The following is a 20,379-nucleotide window of genomic DNA, read 5'->3' as shown; positions in this document are numbered from 1 at the left end:
TGGTCCGTAGTTTCCTTTTCCTCATTCCGATCCGCCAAGCTAAGGACAGGGCGAGATTCGAAATAAAGATATTTTTCTTGCGCTTTCAAGGCTGTGGATGAAAAAAGGATGCAATAAAGCCTATTTTATAATTCATTTATTAAAGTTTTAAAAATCACTTTTTGCTTGGATCAAAACTCACTTAATTTTAATACGAGTAATTGGTAAATAAGAATTTACATCTTTAAACCTTGTTCCATCGTGAGAGTAAGCCAATTTCAAATCAGGGGTTTCTCCTTTTACTTTCATAAAATATAATCTGATGTGATGATACCCTTTTGCTAAATTTAAAGTCACTCGCTTTTCTTCTCCTTTATAATTGTAGCCGTCATCAATAGCAGCAATCTCATGGATCTTTAGAAAAGCTTTTCCTTGTGCTTTCATTTAAAAGTATAATGCCCACCGGAAAGGGATATGTAAATTTCAGATTAAGTCCTCCAATCAGTTATTTAGCAGATATTTAGCAGATTTTCTTATTAGTATATTTTTTATATAATAGTAGGTATCTTGGGTAGGGCCTGGAGAACCTCCACTTCCTTCCATCTGCATATTAATGATTACCCAATATTCTTTATTATAAAAATTTGAGCCAGTTTGGGTACCAACCAATGATCCATCTATATAGTAATCACATCTTGCATTTAAGGTAGGGTTTCCCGCCCCATCAAGAATTCTGCTGATTACCACCTTATAGTTGTGCCATTTGGTATCTGCATCGGGCAAATTAGTAGTGTTAGACTCCCAACCCCCATCATAGGTATTTGCATGATTTACGGGTGTGCCTTTGATTTCAAGAATATCACTTTCGGCTGTCCATGGACCAACAGAGGTAATCCAGAAGGCTGGCCAAGCGCCCCTCATGGTTGGGGCTTTAAAATCTCCGCTTATTTGCCAGGTAGGATATTTATCATCTAAGATTACGTGTTGTTTTAAATTGATAGCACCTGAACGATAATGAATGGGTAAATGTGGAGCGGAGGAACTTATGCCTAAATTATCGTAAATCCTAGTTGCTTTTATCGTTAAAATACCTGGCTCTTCAATATAAAGCTGACTCCTATCAGTACTGCTTGCATACATTCTAGCGGTCCCGTTATGGTCCGATCCCCAAGGATAAAGATAATTCCAATTGGCTTCCAAAGTTTGATAGGAAGTAAAGGATTTGCGATTTAAAACCGTTTCCCATCTCACTGTTGAATCACTACTTTGAGTTTGAGCTTCATTTAGTTTGAGGTTAGGCATTTGTGTTGATTCCTTGTTACATCCTAAAGCTATAAAGATTGAGGCAATAAAAACAAAATCAGCAATTTTAGTTAATTTAAAAGTTTTCATTTTATTCTTTTTTGTGTGATATAATTGGTTAATTGAATTCATTTATTAAGGTTTTAAAAATCACTTTTTGCTTGGATCAAAACTCACTTAATTTTAATACGATTAATTGGTACATAAGAATTTACATCTTTAAACCTTGTTCCATCGTGAGAGTAAGCCAATTTCAAATCAGGGGTTTCTCCTTTTACTTTCATAAAATATAATCTGATGTGATGATACCCTTTTGCTAAATTTAAAGTCACTCGCTTTTCTTCTCCTTTATAATTGTAGCCTTCATCAATAGCAGCAATCTCATGGATCTTTAGAAAAGCTTTTCCTTGTGCTTTCATTTTAAAAGTATAATGCCCATCGGAAGGGATATGTAAATTTCAGATTAAGTCCTCCGATCAGTTATTTAGCAAATCTTTTTATTAGTACATTTTTTGCATAATAGTAGATATCTTGGGTAGGGCCTGGAGAACCTCCACTTCCTTCCATCTGCATATTAATGATTACCCAATATTCTTTATTATAAAAATTTGAGCCAGTGTGGGTACCTATAAATGATCCATCTATATAGTAATCACATCTTGCATTTAAGGTAGGGTTTCCCGCCCCATCAAGAATTCTGCTGATTACCACCTCATAATTGTGCCATTTGGTATCCGCATCGGGCAAATTAGTAGTGTTAGACTCCCAACCCCCATCATAGGTATTTGCATGATTTACGGGTGTGCCTTTGATTTCAAGAATATCACTTTCGGCTGTCCATGGACCAGCAGAGGAAATCCAGAAGGCTGGCCAAGCGCCCCTCATGGTTGGGGCTTTAAAATCTCCGCTTATTTGCCAGGTAGGGTATTTATCATCTAAGATTACGTGTTGTTTTAAATTGATAGCACCTGAACGATAATGAATGGGTAAATGTTGAGCGGCAGAACTTATGCCTAAATTATCGTAAATCCTAGTTGCTTTTATCGTTAAAATGCCTGGCTCTTCAATATAAAGCTGACTCCTATCAGTACTGCTTGCATACATTCTAGCGGTCCCGTTATGGTCCGATCCCCAAGGATAAAGATAATTCCAATTGGCTTCCAAAGTTTGATAGGAAGTAAAGGATGTGCCATTTAAAACCGTTTCCCATTTCCCTGTTGAATCACTACTTTGAGTTTGAGCTTCATTTAGTTTGAGGTTAGGCATTTGTGTTGATCCCTTTTTACACCCTACAGCTATAAAGATTGAGGCAATAAAAAGAAAATCAGCAATTTTAGTTAATTTAAAAGTTTTCATTTTATTCTTTTTTGTGTGATATAATTGGTTAATTGAATTCATTTATTAAGGTTTTAAAAATCACTTTTTGCTTGGATCAAAACTCACTTAATTTTAATACGATTAATTGGTACATAAGAATTTACATCTTTAAACCTTGTTCCATCGTGAGAGTAAGCCAATTTCAAATCAGGGGTTTCTCCTTTTACTTTCATAAAATATAATCTGATGTGATGATACCCTTTTGCTAAATTTAAAGTCACTCGCTTTTCTTCTCCTTTATAATTGTAGTCTTCATCAATAGCAGCAATCTCATGGATCTTTAGAAAAGCTTTTCCTTGTGCTTTCATTTTAAAAGTATAATGCCCATCGGAAGGGATATTTACATACCCATCGAAATAGACCGAAGAGGACGCTAATCTATCCAACTTTATATCTTTAACATCAGCGCTTTTAACTCCTCCTTTTGGGGCACTTATCCAAGGGGTTTTATTGTTATACTCTGTTCTAGACCATCCATTTGTATTTGCAATGATTTTATTTGCAGGAATTAAGGAATCATCATAAGGCCTAGGCGCAGAACTATCAGGTAGTCGCATTTGCAAAACTCTGCCTTTAAGATATGTCTGCAACTGCTTTAGATTTTCAGATTTATTCAAATCATGCGCTTGCTTAGGATCTTCGTTGATTTTATACAATTCAAAATCATCATTTGGCGATTTAATATTGTATCTAATCGCTACGGTATCCCCCAATCTAATCATTTGCATTTGTCCTCTTTCTCTATCTCTATGGGCAGGGGTAAATTCAGCATATTCGGGTGTTTTTCCTTTGTTAAAATATTCCACATAAATATTGCTTTTAGCTTGAACTCCTTTACCTGTTAGTTCTGGCAATAGGGACACGCCATCAGATCTTACCGGACCTTTGTAGCCAGCTACATCTGTAAAGGTTGGCATCCAATCATAAGACATACTGGGGTTTGATATTTTTAATCCAGATTGAATATGTCCTGGCCAATAGGCGATAGTTGGTTCTCTCACCCCTCCTTCCCAAACATCTCTTTTAATCCCATCGTAAGGTCCAAAACTTTCAAAAAAGTTCGCCTTGTAAGGTTCATTTCTAATGTAGGATTCAATAGAGGGGCCGTTATCAGAAGTAAAAACAACTAAAGTATTTTGATCAATATTCAAATCCTTCAGTAACTTCAGAACATCATGTACTTGATTATCAATTCTTTTTGTTATAGTAGCGTAACGTTTATAGATGTCAGGCCAAGCCACCTCTGGAGTTGCTGGATTATTGTCATCATCATAGGTCGCATTAATATATTCAGGATCGATCCATGAGTCTGGACTACCATCAGCAGTATTGATCATATGACCTGGCTTTCCGATCCATTGAACTCCGCCATCTAAACCAAAACCAGATGGATAAGCCTGGGTTGGTAACTCTAAAACTGCATGCGGTGTATCATAGGCTAAATACATCATAAAAGGCTTATTCTTATCCGGTCCTTTTTGGTGATTAATAATGTATTGTTTGGCTTTTGCTGTCCATAAATCTCCAGTATAACATTTAGCCAAATCTTTACTTACTTCCTTATATCCATCATAAACTTGCTTTTTATTGGCGTAAATACCCTCATGAGGATAATGTTCATGACCATCTTCATGCCTCATGTAGCCAAAGAATTCATCAAAACCTCTTTTCATAGGTACTGCAGGCCATAAAGTCCCATTTTTAGACCATTTAGGATCGCCCTGTAATCCCCATTTTCCAATAGCTATGGTTCTATAGCCTATCATTTGCATGACATTACCAATGGTATAGTTGTTATTAATCGCCTTATCAAATTGATTATCTCTTACATTGGCATGACCTTGGCTTTGCCCTAAAATAATGGAGGCTCTTGAAGGAGCACAAACTGGAGCTGCGCAATATTGATCCAAAACGGCTCCTTCTTGAGCCATTTTATCTAAATAAGGTGTAACTGTAAATGGTTTATTTCTATCATTTGTTAACCTACGTTGGTCTTGAAAAAATACTCCAACATCTCCAACTCCTAAATCATCTGTTAAAATAAAAATGATATTGGGCCTTTGTTTCTGAATTTCTTGGGCAATAGATTTTAGGTTTTGGGTAACTCCGAGTAAAAGGAAGATAAAATAAAAAATTGTAGTTGATTTTCTCATTTTTAATTTATTAATACTAAAATATTGTAGCACTTCATTTATGATTATTATTTGATGATTTTAAGTGGTATTTATTAAGTAATCTTATCTGATAATTTAAATGGACTCTTTTATCGCTGATTTAATTCCATATTAACTTTAACACTTTTTAAATGCTAGCAGTTAAAAACTTCTAGCTCCTTTGATTTTACCAATGGCTGTGATATATGCCTTTCTTTTAAATAGACAACTTTTATATGACCTTAGCTGTACATAAGAATTAAACTTCTTTTAGGTTCGGTTTACAGTTTTTATTAAAATATTTAAGAAAATCTTTTGAGGACAATTAGGTATTATATCCAAAAAAGAATTAATTCATAAAGATTGCCTTAGGATGTTTTAGATTTTCTAATAATTCGTTCGAAGGATTTGAAGCAGAGTAACACTAGAATTATCCAAACAAGATAATTGATTAATGGTGATGCTAATATCTTTTATTAAAATATCTACGATAGTCGTTTTATTATTTGTTTCATTGGAATTGTTTAAACGATTTTTCGCATTCAACACAGAACTACATAATAATATTAGTACATTAATGAGTAAGAATGGGTCTGAAAGTGTACCATAATTCAGTCCTTTTTGTTTGGTTAACAACTGTTCCATCAAATTCAATAATTATATAGTTCTAAGTTTTTAATTGGATACTACCAATTTCAGAATTAAAGGATTTGTATTCATCTCAAATTGATGTAAAATCGTCTCAAAGGAAAATAAAGAAGTCATTATCAGCCTAGAATGGTATTTGAACAATGAATCCTATTCATATTTTAGCATGGGCTATCCTTATTCTGGGCTAAGATTATAGGTAGCTATTTTCATCTTGATTATGGATAGGTATCTCATGACATCGAATTTACATCCTCAACTATCTATAATCATTAAGGTTTTATCCAGCGGTTGCTCATCATCCATTGTGTTTACACCAATCCAACCAAAAATCAGGAATTGTTTTATTAGTTATCGATACAGGCAATCAAGGGGTCCTTCACGCCCCGGTTCTGCAGGTCTGTCAGTATGCCCAGCCAAAAGTTTGCGCCCTCGCTCTGTGAGACCTACATCTCCAGAAGCTCTTTACGGCCATCGCAGTTAATGCCCAGGATATTGTAAACAGCATGGGAGAACATCCGGTGGTCTTATTTTACATTGTAATGCATCGCATCAAGCCAGACAATGGTGTAAAGGGGCTCTAGTGGCCTGAACTGCCATTCTTTGACCTCGGGAAGAATCTTGTCAGTAATAGCGGAAAGAGTCGTATGACTCCGTATCGTACATGTCTTTTGTATGTTTTGAAATGTCCCGTAAGCTCATGCCGAGACCGTACATCCCGATTATCTTGCTCTCCAGGCTTTCGGCCAATATGGTTTACCGCTTGCAGATGATCTCGGGCTCAAAAGTAGCACTCTGGTCGCGTGGGGTCTGTACTGAAATAATGCCCGAAGATGTTTTGATGTCCTTGTTTGTTTTACCGTTCCTCCGGTTTCCCGAAAGCCGCTCACCCTAATCTAGGTAACTGGTCAGTTCCGCTTCAAGAGCGGAGTTAAGAAAACTTTTTAAAAGGGGTGCTAATGCACCGTATTTGCCATACAAGGATTTGCTTGCCAGAACGAAGTTGTTCTAAGGCTTCTCTTTTCATTTGCTCATAATCAAGCTGTTATCTGTTATTCTCTGTTCATAATAAACTGTATCTAAAGTTAGTAATTTCAACTCTTGACACAGTTTATTTTACACCTTCAACTATTTCTGTTTACCGCTAAGCACTCAATAAAAACTAATTCAAAACTCATGAACTAAATTATCTCTGCACTCTTCCAGAACCATCACCACCAACCAAACCTTCAACGTCTGAAAGCGTAGCATGGTTTAAATCGCCAGGTATGGTATGCTTTAATGCCGATGCTGCAACGCCAAATTCTGCTGCGTCTTTCATAGATTTGCCGGTTACCAAGCCGTAAATGAAACCACTCGCAAATGAATCTCCGCTACCAACGCGATCTATAATACGTACGTTATATTCTTTGGTGTGGTGAAACTCGTTACCATCGTAAACCAAGGCGCTCCATCCGTTATCAGATGCGCTATGGCTTTCCCTTAGTGTAGAGGCAATGTATTTGAAATTGAATTTCGCTTTCATTTGCTTGCAAACATCTTTAAATCCGTCTAAATTTAATTCGCCTTTAGTTACATCAGTATCTCCTGCTTTAAAACCTAAACTGGTGTCAGCATCTTCTTCGTTACCGATACAAACATCTACGTATTGGCAAAGATCTGTCATTACTTTTCTAGCTTTTTCTTTACTCCAAAGCTTTTTACGGTAATTCAAATCTATACTTGTAGTAATTCCCCTATCTTTTGCGGCTTTTAAAGCGGCTAAGGTTAAAGCGGCAGATCTATCGCTTAATGCTGGCGTAATACCGGTTGTGTGAAACCAATCTGCACCTTCAAAAATCTCATCCCAATCAAATTCAGAAGCATCGGTCTCAGAAATCGAAGCGTCTGCCCTGTCATAAACTACTTGAGAAGCCCTCATAGAAGCCCCGGTTTCCAAGAAATAGATCCCTAACCTTTTACCACCTCTGGCAACAAATTTGGTGTCAACGCCGTACCTGCGTAAATGGTTAATTGCCGCCTGGCCAATGGCTGTATCTGGCACTTTAGAAACAAAAGTTCCGTTTAAACCGTAATTACAAAGAGCAGCGGCAACGTTTGCCTCGCCACCTCCGTAGGTTACATCAAAACTATCGCTTTGTACAAATCTTTTAAAATCTGGGGTTGATAATCTCATCATGATTTCCCCTAGGGTTACTACTTTTTTAGACATCTTATTTGGTTATTTGATTATAAAAATTGGCTTTATATTGAGATAATGGTTTACGTAAATTACTCAAAATTAAACTTAAAAGAATACAATTTAGAGGTTTGCACAAAAAAATCATCGGTAACGATTGCGTAGATTGTTGGGGTATTATTGTAGCTTTACCTTTATATAATGCCTATTTTAGTTACCTCTTAATAAAACCCAATTATAAAATGGACAAAAAATCACTGCTTTTAAAAGCAATTACCGATCAAGGTATGCTTCCTTTATTTTTTCATGCCGATGAACAAAAAACAATTGATATATCCCAGGCTGTTTACGATGTAGGGGTAAGGGTTATAGAATACACCAACCGTGGGAAAGAAGCATTATCAAACTTTAAGAAATTAAAAGAGGTTGCGCAAAGATCAATGCCCGAACTGAAATTAGGTATCGGAACCATTAAAACACCACAAGAAGCACAAGATTTTATTGATGCCGGAGCAGATTTTATTGTTTGCCCGATAGTTACACCAGAAGTGGCCGAGGTTTGTAACAGAGCTGATTTGCTATGGATCCCAGGCTGCATGACACCTACCGAAATCTCTATCGCCCAAAAACACGGCGCAGGTTTGATCAAGATTTTCCCCGCTAATATTTTAGGCCAAGAATTTATCTCTTCTATCAAAGATTTATTTAGGGGGCAATTGTTTATGCCAACCGGGGGTGTAGATTTAAGCAAAGAAAATATCAGTAGCTGGTTTAAGGCTGGCGTTTGTGCCGTGGGCATGGGGAGTAAACTCATCAGCAAAGATGTGATGGAGAGCGGAAAATACGAGCAATTGGCTAAAAATACCAAAGAGGTATTGGCTGTAATACAATCAATTAAATAACCAATAATGACATTAAACGAAAAGATCGGTAAATATAGATGGACAATTTGCAGTCTGCTATTTTTTGCCACCACCATCAATTATTTAGATAGGCAAGTGCTTTCCCTAACCTGGAAAGATTTTATAGCACCAGAATTTGGATGGACAAATAACGATTACGGTAATATTACCGCATTGTTCTCTATATTTTATGCAGTTTCTTTGTTGTTTGCCGGAAGATTTGTGGATTGGTTGGATACTAAAAAAGGCTTTATGTGGGCTATTGGTATTTGGTCTTTAGGCGCTTGTTTGCATGCCTTTTGTGGTATAGCAACCTCTGGGATTTTAACCGGGACATGGTTTGTAGGTTTTGCAGGTGCTAAAGATGCCATCCATGCGGCAAACAATACAGCCTTGGTTGCCTCTACAAGCGTAACTTTCTTCATCTTCGCCCGTTTTGTATTGGCATTGGGCGAGGCGGGCAACTTTCCAGCTGCTATTAAAACAACGGCAGAATATTTCCCCAAAAAAGACCGGGCTTTTTCTACCAGTATATTTAATGCCGGCGCAACCGTTGGAGCTTTGGTAGCACCTATAACCGTACCGTTTATTGCCGAAGCTTATGGCTGGGAGATGGCTTTTATAGTAATTGGTGCTTTGGGTTTTATATGGATGGGATTTTGGGTATTTATGTACGAAAAACCAGAAAAACATAAAAGAGTTACCGAGGCAGAATTAGCTTACATACAACAAGACATTACCGCTGATAGCAAAATAGTAGGATATGTGCCAGAAACAGCTGATAAAGTATCATTTATAGATTGTTTTAAATATAAACAAACCTGGGCTTTTGCCTTTGGCAAGTTTATGACCGATGGAGTTTGGTGGTTCTTCTTATTCTGGACACCTGCCTATTTAAGTTCTGTTTACGGCATGGATTCTGCCGATGCAGCATTCCCTTTGTTCATTTTATATGCAATCACTCTATTATCAATTATTGGCGGTTGGTTGCCAACTTACTTTGTAGATAAAAAAGGGATGAATCCTTACGATGGAAGAATGCGATCCATGTTGATTTTTGCTTTCTTCCCCTTATTGGCAATGGTTGCCCAACCTTTAGGGCATTTAACTTATTGGCTGCCGGTAATCATTATTGGGGTTGCGGGTGCGGCACATCAGGCTTGGTCTGCAAATATATTTACAACCGTAAGCGATATGTTCCCTAAAAAAGCGATAGCTACCATTACAGGGATTGGCGGATTAGCTGGTGGCGTTGGATCTACTTTTATAAATAAAGGCTCTGGTTTATTATTTGATTATAGTAAAACAACTCAAATGAATTTCTTAGGTTTTCATGGGATAGAAGCCGGGTACTTTATCGTGTTTTCTGTTTGCTCTGTTTGCTATTTGATTGGCTGGTTGGTAATGAAGGCATTAGTACCTGTTTATAAACCCATTACTACTTTATAATTAATATTTAACATTTTTTTAGAGGGGAGATTTCTATTCGGAAATCCCCTTTTTTATTTTTGATTTATTTTAATCTCTTTAAAACATTTTTATCAGTTTTATCCTTTTAAAGAAAGATGCTAAATGATAAAGATTTAAACTTATTACGTATTACAGGCGACCAACCTGCCGATGATTTTGTGAATCTTTATTTTTCTGATCCCGATAAAAAATCACGATTGGGTCTTGCCTTAAGGCAACTGTGTTCAAATAAAGATTGGGCTTTCTTTATCTCCCAAATCCCAGAAGCTTCTTTTTTTGATCTAGAATTAGGGAACATCATATCCCCATTAAAAAAAGAGATCAATAGCGCCCGCAAATTTTTTCTATCTAAAGAAGAATACATTTTACAGCTATTGGGCCTGCTTTCTTTGCCTTATTGTTATGCTGCCGCCGATGGTGCAAAAGTGCTTTACCAAACAGAAAGGATGTACAAAGATGTGCATAAACGCCTAGAAGAAACCGCACAATTTGTTGGTTCTATTATGAAAAAAAATGCTTTTGAAGATGATGGTTGTGGGAAAGTACAAATTTTTAAAGTGAGGGTAATGCATGCCGCCGCTCGTTTTTATTTAAAAAAACAGAATTGGGACAACTCTTTAGGCTTGCCCGTAAACCAAGAAGATATGGCGGGCACCAACCTTTCTTTTTCTTTGATCGTTATCAGGGGATTAAGGAAAATGGGGTTTAACATCAGCTATCAAGATCAAATGGATTATATAAAATATTGGAGCTGGATAGGGCAGATGCTTGGTGTTAAACCAGAATTGCTGCCCAAAAACGGCAAAGAAGCAAGAGAGATAGATAAAATTATTAGTGAGCGACAATTCAAAGCATCGCCGGAAGGCAAACAATTGACAGTTTCATTATTAAACTGTTTCTATCAACTAAACGATCATAAAGTTTTTAATAATGAAGAAATTGCCGCTTATATGCGCTTTCTTTTGGGTAATAAAGCAGCAGATATCATTAATTTACCAACCGCTACTTTTCCATCTTCAAAAAGGAGATTACTTAAATTGAAATCAATCTTTTCATAAATTCTTTTAAAATCTTAACCACATAAGAAACTTTTAATTAAAATATTTAAAAGGCTTTGGCATTGTACTTGTGAAACAAGGAAAATTAAAATTGAAACATTATGAAACATTTAAAATTTATTGCAATTCTAGCTTTGGGAGCGATTACCTTTTCTTCATGTTCTAAAAATAATGATGCGCCCAGTAATGGAGATGGTAAAAACGTGAAATTTACCTTTACTGTAACCGGTGTAAACCCAGCAGAGATTGATAATGTATCATTTATTGCCGTTGGCGGAAACTCAACGAATGATAAAACAATCTGGAAAGTTAATGGGGTTACCAAAAATAATGAACAGGATATAAGTTTAGGAGAAGATGATTTTACCGGCAGCACTAAAACTTACGTTGTAGAGTCTATCAAACCGCTTACATCTGCCCAAATTAGTTTGCAATGTATCAACTTTGATGCGCCATACAAGATTAGTTACAAAGCCGAGGTAAACGGTAAGGTAGAAAACGATGATGAAAACATCACAGTTGATGTAAATAAGGATTATACGCACCAATACTCTTACTAAAAGCAAAATTTTATTTCACTAAAGCCATCCTCATAAAAGATGGCTTTTTTTGTTGACCAAAATTTGGGTAAGAATTTTGATGAGTATATTTTATATACCAATATCATGAGCGATCAAAAAAATAGTGCTTGGTGGAAAGAAGCGGTTATTTATCAGATATACCCCAGAAGTTTTAAAGATAGTAACAGAGATGGTATAGGTGATTTAAAGGGGATCATTTCTAAACTAGATTATATTAAACGTTTGGGTGTTGATGCAGTTTGGCTTAACCCAATTTTTGCTTCCCCAAATGATGATAATGGTTATGATATTTCTGATTACCGTAACATTATGCCTGATTTTGGTAACATGGCCGATTTTGATGAGCTTTTGAGCCAGATGCACCAGAAAGATTTAAAGCTTATTTTAGATTTGGTGCCAAACCACAGTAGCGATGAGCATTTTTGGTTTCAAGAATCTAAAAAATCAAGGGAAAACCCTTATCGCGATTATTACCATTGGTGGCCGGCAGAAAAGGGTAAACCAAGCAAGAGGTTCAGCTTTTTTGATATAAACAGAGATGCTTGGGCCTACGATCAAAATACAGATGCTTATTACCTTCATTATTTCTCTCGCAAACAGCCAGATCTAAATTGGGAAAACCCAAAGCTGCGCCAAGAAATATACAATATCTTGCATTTTTGGTTAAACAAAGGTGTTGATGGTTTTAGGATGGATGTAGTGCCCTTTATATCAAAAGACACTTCTTTTCCGCCCATTCCTCCAAAATACAATGGTAATTTTGCCTATTATTATGCTAACGGGCCGTTTTTACACAAGTATTTAAAAGAGATGAACCAACAGGTTTTGAGCAAATATAACATGGTAAGTATTGCTGAAGGTATTGGTGTAAATACCGAGGATGTACATTTTTTTATTGATCCTGAAAGAAAAGAATTGGATATGCTCTATCATTTCGAGGGGATGGGAATTGGTTTTACACCAGATGGTTTCAAAGAAGCCAATCCGGATGGTTATAGCCTTTTAGAATTTAAACAGGTTTATACCAAATGGGACCAGGCTTTTGAAAAGGGTTGGGGTACTATTTACCTGGGAAACCACGATCAACCAAGAATGTTAACCCGTTGGGGAAACGATGCACCAGAATATAGGGATTATGCTGCTAAAATGTTGCATACTTTTTTATTGACCATGCGGGCAACCCCATTCATTTATCATGGCGATGAAATTGGGATGTCTAACATCAAGTTTGATGATATCAACGATTACAGGGATATTGAGAGCATCAATATGTACCAATATTTATTGGATAACGGAGGCGATCTGCCGCGATTTATAAAGGCACAGAAAATTACTGCAAGAGATAACGGGCGTACGCCTTTCCAATGGGATGATAGCGAGAACGGTGGGTTTACAGATGGGAAACCATGGCTTAAAGTAAACCCAAATTATAAAATAGTAAATGCAGAAAACCAACAAAATGATCCAAAAAGTATATTGAACTATTTTAGAGCATTAATTCAATTGCGTAAAAAGCACAAAACTTTAATTTATGGAGAGTATCAGCTTTTAGATGCTATAAACAAATCGGTATATGCTTACAGCAGAAAATATAAAGATGAAACTTTTATCATCCTTTTGAATTTTACCGCTCTGGAAGCTAATTTTAATATAGATTTTGAATTAGCTAAAGCCGAACTGATTCTTTCAAACTATGGAAATATAATAAAAAGAAATGTTTTGAAGCCTTACCAAGCTTGTATTTATAAATTAACATAATCATTAATGCAGTTTCGCAAATAAGCTTTAAGCCTTTTGCACCCTGCTTTTAGCCTTTAAAAATGAAAACATCTATCATAAAAAACGGAATATCATTTTCAGAAAAAGACAACGAGAGGTTAAAATGCGGAAGTCTCGATCTCGGCAAATTCTTGTTCAAATATACCATAGATAACCCAGAGGTTAATAATGCTGTTTCACAAGTTCTGGTTGATCTGAACAATACAGACGGCGGCGGCCCAATGGCGATATTAAAAAGTTTAGAGCCACATTTAATTAAGGATGATAGATACGGTAAAGTGAATTTCGCCTATGAATTGAAATTAGAATGGGGTTGTTCTGCCATCAAAAAAGAGCTTTTAAAACATGAAACTTTTGACTTTGAGATTAACCATGAAAAACGACTTTTATACCTGTTTTTGTTTATTCCTGCGTAGCGAATCGTTTTTGATCAAGCTTGTTCGCATAATGGCAGGGATATTCTTTTTATCGAAGCCTAAATCATCATTTCTATAAGAAATTACATTTTCGATTTCTAAATTGAAAGGGTTTTCTTCCAAATAAACCCCAGAAGCTTTTTTGTTTTGCAACCTAATATATCCACCAATATTTTTATCGCCATTTTTAACTTCAGGATTTAAAGGCAAATGTTCTGTAACCAAAACGTAATTGAATTTTTTGGTTTTCTCTAAAATCGATTTTATTTGTTGATTATTTAAGTGCTGCAAAACCTGTCTTATAATGCAAAGTTCTGCATCGGGATATTCATCCTCAATCGCATCGATAAAAATAAAATTTTGATCTTTGTTAAGGTTTCTCGTATTCAAATCGTTTATCAAAGGCTTTACCACATCTGATCCAACATAATTCACGGCCACTTGGCCTAAAACTTTTTCCATTATGGTAAAATCCCCACAACCTATTTCAAATACATTTTTTATCTGATGTTTTTTGATAAAACCGATTAGAAAAGCGATATATAAGTTGGTGTTAGCATTGCTTGTTCCTGTGCCAGAAAAAAACCTGTTCTTTCCTTGCGGTTTGCCCCAATAATTTTTTTGGTATATTTCTGTAAATAGTGCTTCGGCAGATTTCCCCTTGTTCTTTAACTCAGAAAAATAACGGATTAATTTTGGGGATAAAATGCCTTTCAAAAACCTTTTGATCATTTCTTGTTCTCTAAACAAGCATAAATATGGGCTTTAACCATCCGCCCCATGTGCCTAATTTTAGTAAATTTTTTGTTTTTATGATAAACGGCCAGTTCTTTTCCGAGAGCTAAAGTTTTTTCTAAAGGTGCAATCTCATCGGTTAAAGAAGCTTCAAAAAGCTCTTTTAAACGGTAGCGGGCCAACTTAACCCTGTGGCTGATGATACTTCTTTCTTCTTGTTGATATTGTTTCATAGATTTTTCGTTGATAGATTCCATCCCCAAAAAAACCAGATTGTTGTTCTCTTTAAAATACTGGGGCATATACAACTTCAACTTGCCTTCGTAAGATTGTTGGTCAAAATCTATCGCCCTTATGCGGTATTGGTTCCCTTCGATATCTGGCGTAATATCTACCACAAAGTTATAAGAACGCATATCGCCCAAAAGGCGCACAAAGCAGCGCTCGTTAAATTTCACAAATTCTTTACTGATACGGGTTTGGTTAAACTTAATATCATTGATGTAATCATCCACAAAAACATCGCCCGGCAAACCCGGGATATGCTCTTCTATCAAAGTTTCAGAGTCTGTGATGTAATTTATCCTGTTGGGCGATAAAATATGTTCTAGCTCCAAACCGTAAACACGTGAGGCATCTGCTCTTTTCACATAAAAATGATCGTAATTATCGTTTAAACGATTGATGATACGTACCCTAAAAGGTTTAGAATTGCCAAAAGAACAATAATCTATCCTCGATACAGAAAGATGGTCCATTACCTCCAGCCTTCCCGAAGCGTTCATCAAAGCATAGATATATTTTAATCCCGGATAAAGCTCTGCCATTTCGGCCTCGTCATAATAAACGGTTTGCCATAAGGTGTCTTTGTCGTTTTTATCTAATAAGGGTGTAGAGAGGTTAAACCGCAACATATCCGAGTACTTTACCGGGATATCGATCTCACGATCGTATTTGAGAAGGTACTCTTTAAGCGGTTTTTTTACGTTATAAAAAATCTTCTTTTTAGAGGGTACGTCATTTCTATCTTCCAAAATGCTCATACCCAAAGCTAATATTTATTTTGATTGCTTTTAAAAAGATTGATGATGACTTCTTTTGTGGGATTTAAAAACCTTGTTATTTATCCAATAGGCTGCTTTAGTGGTTAAAATGCCTACACCTGCCCCGGCAATAACATCTCCCAAATAATGCCTGTTATTGTACATGCGCAAGGTGCCCGTTGCGGCGGCGGCCAAATAACCGCTATAGCTCAAAATAGGAGATGATTTTTTAAACTCTTGGTGCATAAACTCTGCAGCGGCAAAAGCTGTTGCGGTATGCCCAGAGGGGAAAGAATTATTGGCACTGCCATCTGGCCTTAATTCACCGGTAAGTTTTTTTACGGCAAGAACCGTCCCGGCCATTAAAACCGTTGATATGCTGTAAACCCTTATAGAGCCAAAAAAATCGTTCTGGCTTTTTACACCAGCGGCCTTTAGGGCAAAGGTTGCAACCGCAGGAGAAAACTGAAGGTAATTATCTGCCGAAGTATGAAAAGTGGGGTGGTCTTCTACAATTTCATTTCTAATATCCACGTTCCATTCGCGAACCTCTGTACTGGCCAAAGAAGAAAAACCATAAGTGATAAATGCTACTGGCGCAATTAGATATTCTTGGTTTTTCCATTGAAAACCTGTTTTTTTTATGGTTAATGGCCTATCCGTACTGATTTTGGTAGAATCTAAGCTTTGCGCAATAGTGAAATTTATTGTACAAATTAAAATGGCGAATAAAAAGATTAGTTTTCTCATTATGCTTTGAAATTGAAAAACAATTCTGAAGATATTCTGTACAAACAGAAAGAGCAGCAATTTTATTTGCCGCTCTTGTTAAAGTTTAAGAAAAAAAATCTACTTCTTGTCTTTATTTCCGTTGGTTGGTTTAGAGATAGATTCTCTCATATCCGTATCCGCTTGGATATTTTGCATCTTATAATAATCCATAATTCCAAGGTTCCCGTTTCTAAATGCTTCAGAGATCGCTAAAGGTATCTGCGACTCGGCCTCAATAACTTTTGCTCTTGCATCTTGTGCCTTTGCTCGCATCTCTTGCTCATAAGCAACAGCAAAAGCCCTACGTTCTTCCGCTTTGGCATTAGCTACTTTTAGATCTGCTTCGGCCTGATCGGTTTGTAATTTTGCGCCAATATTATCGCCAATATCAATGTCCGCAATATCAATGGATAAAATCTCAAAAGCGGTCCCAGAGTCTAATCCTTTAGATAATACCACTTTAGATATTTTATCTGGGTTTTCTAGTACCTCTTTATGGCTTACTGCCGAGCCTATGGTGGTAACAATACCTTCGCCAACTCTTGCTAAAATGGTTTCCTCACCCGCACCACCAACCAATTGGTTGATATTTGCCCTAACGGTAACCCTTGCTTTCGCTATTAGTTGGATCCCGTCTTTTGCCACGGCCGCAACAGGTGGCGTATTTATAACCCTAGGGTTAACCGATAGTTGTACCGCTTCAAAAACATCCCTACCTGCCAGATCTATGGCGGTTGCCAATTTAAAATCTAAGGGTATGTTTGCCTTATCGGCAGATATGAGCGATTTTATTACATTGTTAACGTGGCCGCCTGCCAAATAATGCGTCTCAATCTCGTTAGAGGTAAGGTTGAGGCCTGCCTTTGTTGATGTGATCAACGCGTTAACAACCAATGAAGGGGGTACACGCCTTAACCTCATTAATACTAAATTAAGTAAGTTTATTTTTACACCTGATAATTGTGCGGTAAACCATAAGTTAACAGGTAAAATATATAGCACAAAGAAAAGTGCTACAACGCTACCAATGATAATAAAAATTACGCCGTAAGAGCCATCCATTTTTAGGTTTTTATTTATGAATTTACAATATCGTCAATTGTTTTGAAATTAGGAAGATCTCCGGCAGATTCCAATACTTCTGCATAAATTATCTTTTGATTTTCATCGATTACAAATGCAGCTCTTTTAGAAACACCTTTTAAATTGAAAACAAATTCATCGTAAAAAGCACCATAAGCTTGTGAAGTTTCCTTGTTAAAATCAGAAAGGAGCGGGAATTGATAGTTATTGTCTTCTTTAAACTTAGCCAACGTAAAAGGAGAATCTACAGAAATGCCCAAAACCTGCGCACCTAAGCCTTCGTAAAAACCAAAGTTATCCCTCATGGTGCATAATTGCGTGGTACAAACACCTGTAAATGCCATCGGAAAAAAATGTAATATAACTTTTTTCCCCGCAAAGTCTTTTAAACTAACTTCTTTGAGTTCTGAACTAAACAATTTGAAATCTGGGGCTTTATCGCCAACTTTTAATAACATATAATTTTGATTTTGAATGAATAAACGATTTTTGATTAATAGATCAAATATTGAACTATTGGTAACACTTAATACTTTGAACTTTCCACTTTAAACCTATAGAACTTAAGATCCTAACAACTCCACCTGCTTTTGCATAATTGCCATTCCTTCTCTAAAAGAATGTGGTTCATAACCCAATTCTTTGATTGATTTGTCTAAGATAAACCCTGTTTTTACCGGCCGTTTAGCAGCCTGGTTTAATGAAGAAGAACTAATTGGGTTAATTAATGTTTTATCTAGTTGATAAAATTCTGCAACTTGCTCTACCAATTCCATAATGCTCATCATATCTTTTCCAGAAGCATTGTAAACGCCCTGTGCTTCTTTTTGGGCGGCTAGTAAACAAATTTCGGCTAGATCCTCGGCTAAAGTAGGCATACGCCATTGATCATTTACCACATTGATTGGGTTGCCTTTTTCCAACGCTCCTTTTGCCCAAAGTACAATGTTGCTACGGCTCATATCGTTAACGATCCCATAAACAATAATGGTTCTCAAAACCGTCCATTTAATATCAGAATTTTTTAATAGAGTTTCTGCGGCCAGTTTAGATTCTCCGTAAAAAGAAACAGGGTTTGGCTCTGCATCTTCTAGATAAGGGCCATTTGCACCATCAAAAATAAAATCCGTAGAAAGATGTATCAATTGTACATCATGCTTTTTACAAGCTTTTATTAAATTTTGTACTGCGGTAACATTTAAAGCCCAACAAGCCTCTCTTTCTGTTTCACAAGTATCAACGTTTGTCATGGCTGCGGTATTGATAACCGCATTGGGCAAATATTTTCCAATTACGTTATCTAGGCTTTCGTAATCCAAAATATCCATCTCTTCATAGGTATAGCCTTCTTTAATGGTAAACCTGTTTTCTCCTTTTGCGGTAGCAATTAGCTCAAAATCATTTTTAGATAAAATCCTTTGGGTTAATTTTTGGCCCAATAAACCGTTACTACCTGTTACCAAAACTTTTTTCATCGGTGCCAAATTAATCAAAAAATTTAGAGGTAGTATTTAAAAAGTTCTCTATCGCTTAAAAACAAAAAAAGGATTTGAAGCCAATCAAATCCTTTAGTAAAATATTAACCAAAAAATTATGGGAATTTTACAAACCTATAATCTGCGGTATTTACGGTTGGGATCGTTGACCCATAAGTGCTGTTAATGCTATTGATAAAACCATTAGCGGCAATTGCATATCCAAATGGCGTTAAATGAACACCGTCTAAAGAAAATACATTACCAGAAATATAAGATGAACTTGCTGCTACCCCATCAACCGAAATACCTGCCCCTTTAAACTGATTTAAGAAAGCATAAGCATCAAAAACCGCCAAGCCTTTGGCAGCTGCAATGGTTTTAATAGAGGTATTGTAACTATTTACATAATCTTTAGCAATGGCAACCTCGTCTTTATCCAATACTTGTTCATCCTTTATCGGGTTTAGCGGGCTTAACCCGTAACCATTTACGCCAATTGAGGCGGTGTTAAAAGTCAAAATTATCAGATCAGCAGAGGTTGCCAATCTTGGCGAGTGTAAGCCTGTTGCCGGGTTTAAGGCATTGATTACCAAACTGTAATTTGCTGTTTGTGGATTTGCTTTTAAACCAGCATTTATAGCAGAAACAGTTACCGTATTAAAATAAGGAATAGCCGTTACATCCGGAATGGTTGCTACCACACCTTTTTGCCCTTGGGCTGTTAAAGTGCCTATAAACGCCGAATATAAATTTGTGAAGTTTGCTTTAGACGTTAAAGCTTTTGTTGGGTCGTTATTTACTACCCCTCCATTGGTTGCCCAACCCAAAACATCGTTATTCCCTAACCAAAAAGAGAAGAAAGTATGGCTTCTTCCTGCTATAAAATTCAAATAAGTTGTGTTTCCTACTTGTGCATCTGGTAATAATCTTTCAAAATAGGGGTTTAGGGCACTAAATGTAGGTGCTGCGGCCCCAAGGTCTAAACGCATACCCGGGATTCCTAAATTTTCTATGTCCCCAGTAAATTTTATAAAATGACCCATGGCATCTCTGTAAGCTAACTTATCAGTAACTTGATTTAATATAGGTGTGCCGTTTGGGTTAAAACCTCCCAAACTTAAATAACCCGAGCCGTTAGAATGGGCATCATCAAAAAGTGACTGATTAAACGCACCGCCACCAACAAGTTTCATTTGCTTGGCAATAATACTAGGGAATGAGTTTAATTGACCATCTAAATAAAGACCACCATCTGCATAACCAGAAGTTAAAGAGTTTCCAACGGCAATATATTTAGTGAAGTCTGCGCTGCCCTTAGAAAGGGTTGGGGCATCTATTTTTGTATCGCATGCAGCTGTAATCAGTATTAGCCCAGCAAGCAACAATTTTAAAGAGTTATATTTTTTCATTTTTTTTAGCTAAATA

19 protein-coding genes and 1 pseudogene are annotated in these 20,379 nt (G+C 36.5%); 6 read left to right on the top strand and 14 right to left on the bottom strand.

What is annotated here, in order from left to right:
- Positions 1-177: 177 nt before the first annotated feature.
- The 7 genes and pseudogenes from I5M32_RS07755 to I5M32_RS07725 all read right to left on the bottom strand — a co-directional run bounded on the left by I5M32_RS07755 (position 178) and on the right by I5M32_RS07725 (position 7,671).
- Positions 178-423, bottom strand: coding sequence for a hypothetical protein (locus tag I5M32_RS07755; RefSeq protein WP_200585629.1), 246 nt, complete (start codon positions 421-423; stop codon positions 178-180).
- A 57-nt stretch (positions 424-480) separates the two neighbouring features.
- A complete protein-coding gene (locus tag I5M32_RS07750) occupies positions 481-1,371 on the bottom strand; it encodes a LamG domain-containing protein (protein ID WP_200585628.1) in 891 nt (296 codons plus the stop codon).
- Positions 1,372-1,454: 83 nt separating this feature from the next.
- A complete protein-coding gene (locus I5M32_RS07745) occupies positions 1,455-1,730 on the bottom strand; it encodes a PA14 domain-containing protein (protein ID WP_317193109.1) in 276 nt (91 codons plus the stop codon).
- A 31-nt stretch (positions 1,731-1,761) separates the two neighbouring features.
- Positions 1,762-2,637, bottom strand: coding sequence for a LamG domain-containing protein (locus I5M32_RS07740; RefSeq protein ID WP_200585626.1), 876 nt, complete (start codon positions 2,635-2,637; stop codon positions 1,762-1,764).
- Positions 2,638-2,720: 83 nt separating this feature from the next.
- Entirely contained in the window at positions 2,721-4,811 is a 2,091-nt protein-coding gene (locus I5M32_RS07735) for a sulfatase-like hydrolase/transferase (RefSeq protein ID WP_200585625.1), read from the bottom strand.
- 998 nt (positions 4,812-5,809) lie between these two features.
- A pseudogene (locus tag I5M32_RS17060) lies at positions 5,810-6,486 on the bottom strand (IS256 family transposase); the annotation flags it as partial.
- A gap of 159 nt (positions 6,487-6,645) precedes the next feature.
- The gene (locus tag I5M32_RS07725; RefSeq protein ID WP_200585624.1) at positions 6,646-7,671 is read right to left on the bottom strand and encodes a sugar kinase; all 1,026 of its coding nucleotides are present in this window, start codon (positions 7,669-7,671) and stop codon (positions 6,646-6,648) included.
- A 209-nt stretch (positions 7,672-7,880) separates the two neighbouring features.
- Between I5M32_RS07725 and I5M32_RS07720 the strand changes: the two genes are divergently transcribed.
- From I5M32_RS07720 to I5M32_RS07695, 6 genes are all read left to right on the top strand, one after another.
- Entirely contained in the window at positions 7,881-8,540 is a 660-nt protein-coding gene (locus I5M32_RS07720) for a bifunctional 4-hydroxy-2-oxoglutarate aldolase/2-dehydro-3-deoxy-phosphogluconate aldolase (protein WP_200585623.1), read from the top strand.
- A gap of 6 nt (positions 8,541-8,546) precedes the next feature.
- A complete protein-coding gene (locus tag I5M32_RS07715; RefSeq protein WP_200585622.1) occupies positions 8,547-9,989 on the top strand; it encodes an MFS transporter in 1,443 nt (480 codons plus the stop codon).
- Between the two features lie 116 nt (positions 9,990-10,105).
- On the top strand, positions 10,106-11,068 hold the full coding sequence (locus I5M32_RS07710; RefSeq protein WP_200585621.1) for an oxygenase MpaB family protein: 963 nt from the start codon (positions 10,106-10,108) through the stop codon (positions 11,066-11,068).
- 101 nt (positions 11,069-11,169) lie between these two features.
- On the top strand, positions 11,170-11,628 hold the full coding sequence (locus tag I5M32_RS07705; protein ID WP_200585620.1) for a hypothetical protein: 459 nt from the start codon (positions 11,170-11,172) through the stop codon (positions 11,626-11,628).
- A gap of 39 nt (positions 11,629-11,667) precedes the next feature.
- Positions 11,668-13,407 carry a glycoside hydrolase family 13 protein gene (locus I5M32_RS07700; protein WP_234461894.1) on the top strand — a complete coding sequence of 580 codons (1,740 nt, stop codon included), beginning with the start codon at positions 11,668-11,670 and terminating at the stop codon, positions 13,405-13,407.
- A 62-nt stretch (positions 13,408-13,469) separates the two neighbouring features.
- Positions 13,470-13,844, top strand: coding sequence for a hypothetical protein (locus I5M32_RS07695; protein ID WP_200585619.1), 375 nt, complete (start codon positions 13,470-13,472; stop codon positions 13,842-13,844).
- On the opposite strand, the gene I5M32_RS07690 is transcribed toward I5M32_RS07695, so the two are convergent.
- The 7 genes from I5M32_RS07690 to I5M32_RS07660 all read right to left on the bottom strand — a co-directional run bounded on the left by I5M32_RS07690 (position 13,815) and on the right by I5M32_RS07660 (position 20,363).
- On the bottom strand, positions 13,815-14,576 hold the full coding sequence (locus tag I5M32_RS07690) for a hypothetical protein (RefSeq protein WP_200585618.1): 762 nt from the start codon (positions 14,574-14,576) through the stop codon (positions 13,815-13,817). The genes I5M32_RS07695 and I5M32_RS07690 overlap by 30 nt on opposite strands.
- Entirely contained in the window at positions 14,573-15,622 is a 1,050-nt protein-coding gene (locus tag I5M32_RS07685; RefSeq protein WP_200585617.1) for a hypothetical protein, read from the bottom strand. The genes I5M32_RS07690 and I5M32_RS07685 overlap by 4 nt, the downstream gene beginning before the upstream one ends.
- A gap of 30 nt (positions 15,623-15,652) precedes the next feature.
- On the bottom strand, positions 15,653-16,372 hold the full coding sequence (locus tag I5M32_RS07680; protein WP_200585616.1) for a phosphatase PAP2 family protein: 720 nt from the start codon (positions 16,370-16,372) through the stop codon (positions 15,653-15,655).
- A gap of 99 nt (positions 16,373-16,471) precedes the next feature.
- Positions 16,472-17,455 (bottom strand): flotillin-like protein FloA, encoded by a 984-nt coding sequence (floA, locus tag I5M32_RS07675; protein WP_200585615.1) that lies wholly within the window; start codon positions 17,453-17,455, stop codon positions 16,472-16,474.
- 14 nt (positions 17,456-17,469) lie between these two features.
- A complete protein-coding gene (locus I5M32_RS07670; protein WP_200585614.1) occupies positions 17,470-17,934 on the bottom strand; it encodes a redoxin domain-containing protein in 465 nt (154 codons plus the stop codon).
- 105 nt (positions 17,935-18,039) lie between these two features.
- Positions 18,040-18,951, bottom strand: coding sequence for an SDR family oxidoreductase (locus tag I5M32_RS07665; RefSeq protein WP_200585613.1), 912 nt, complete (start codon positions 18,949-18,951; stop codon positions 18,040-18,042).
- Positions 18,952-19,067: 116 nt separating this feature from the next.
- Positions 19,068-20,363 carry an SGNH/GDSL hydrolase family protein gene (locus I5M32_RS07660; protein ID WP_200585612.1) on the bottom strand — a complete coding sequence of 432 codons (1,296 nt, stop codon included), beginning with the start codon at positions 20,361-20,363 and terminating at the stop codon, positions 19,068-19,070.
- Between the last annotated feature and the right edge of the window lie 16 nt (positions 20,364-20,379).

This window comes from Pedobacter segetis, from assembly GCF_016623585.1.
GTDB classification, from domain to species: Bacteria; Bacteroidota; Bacteroidia; order Sphingobacteriales; family Sphingobacteriaceae; genus Pseudopedobacter; species Pseudopedobacter segetis.
This window is presented reverse-complemented; position numbering and strand designations above follow the sequence as displayed.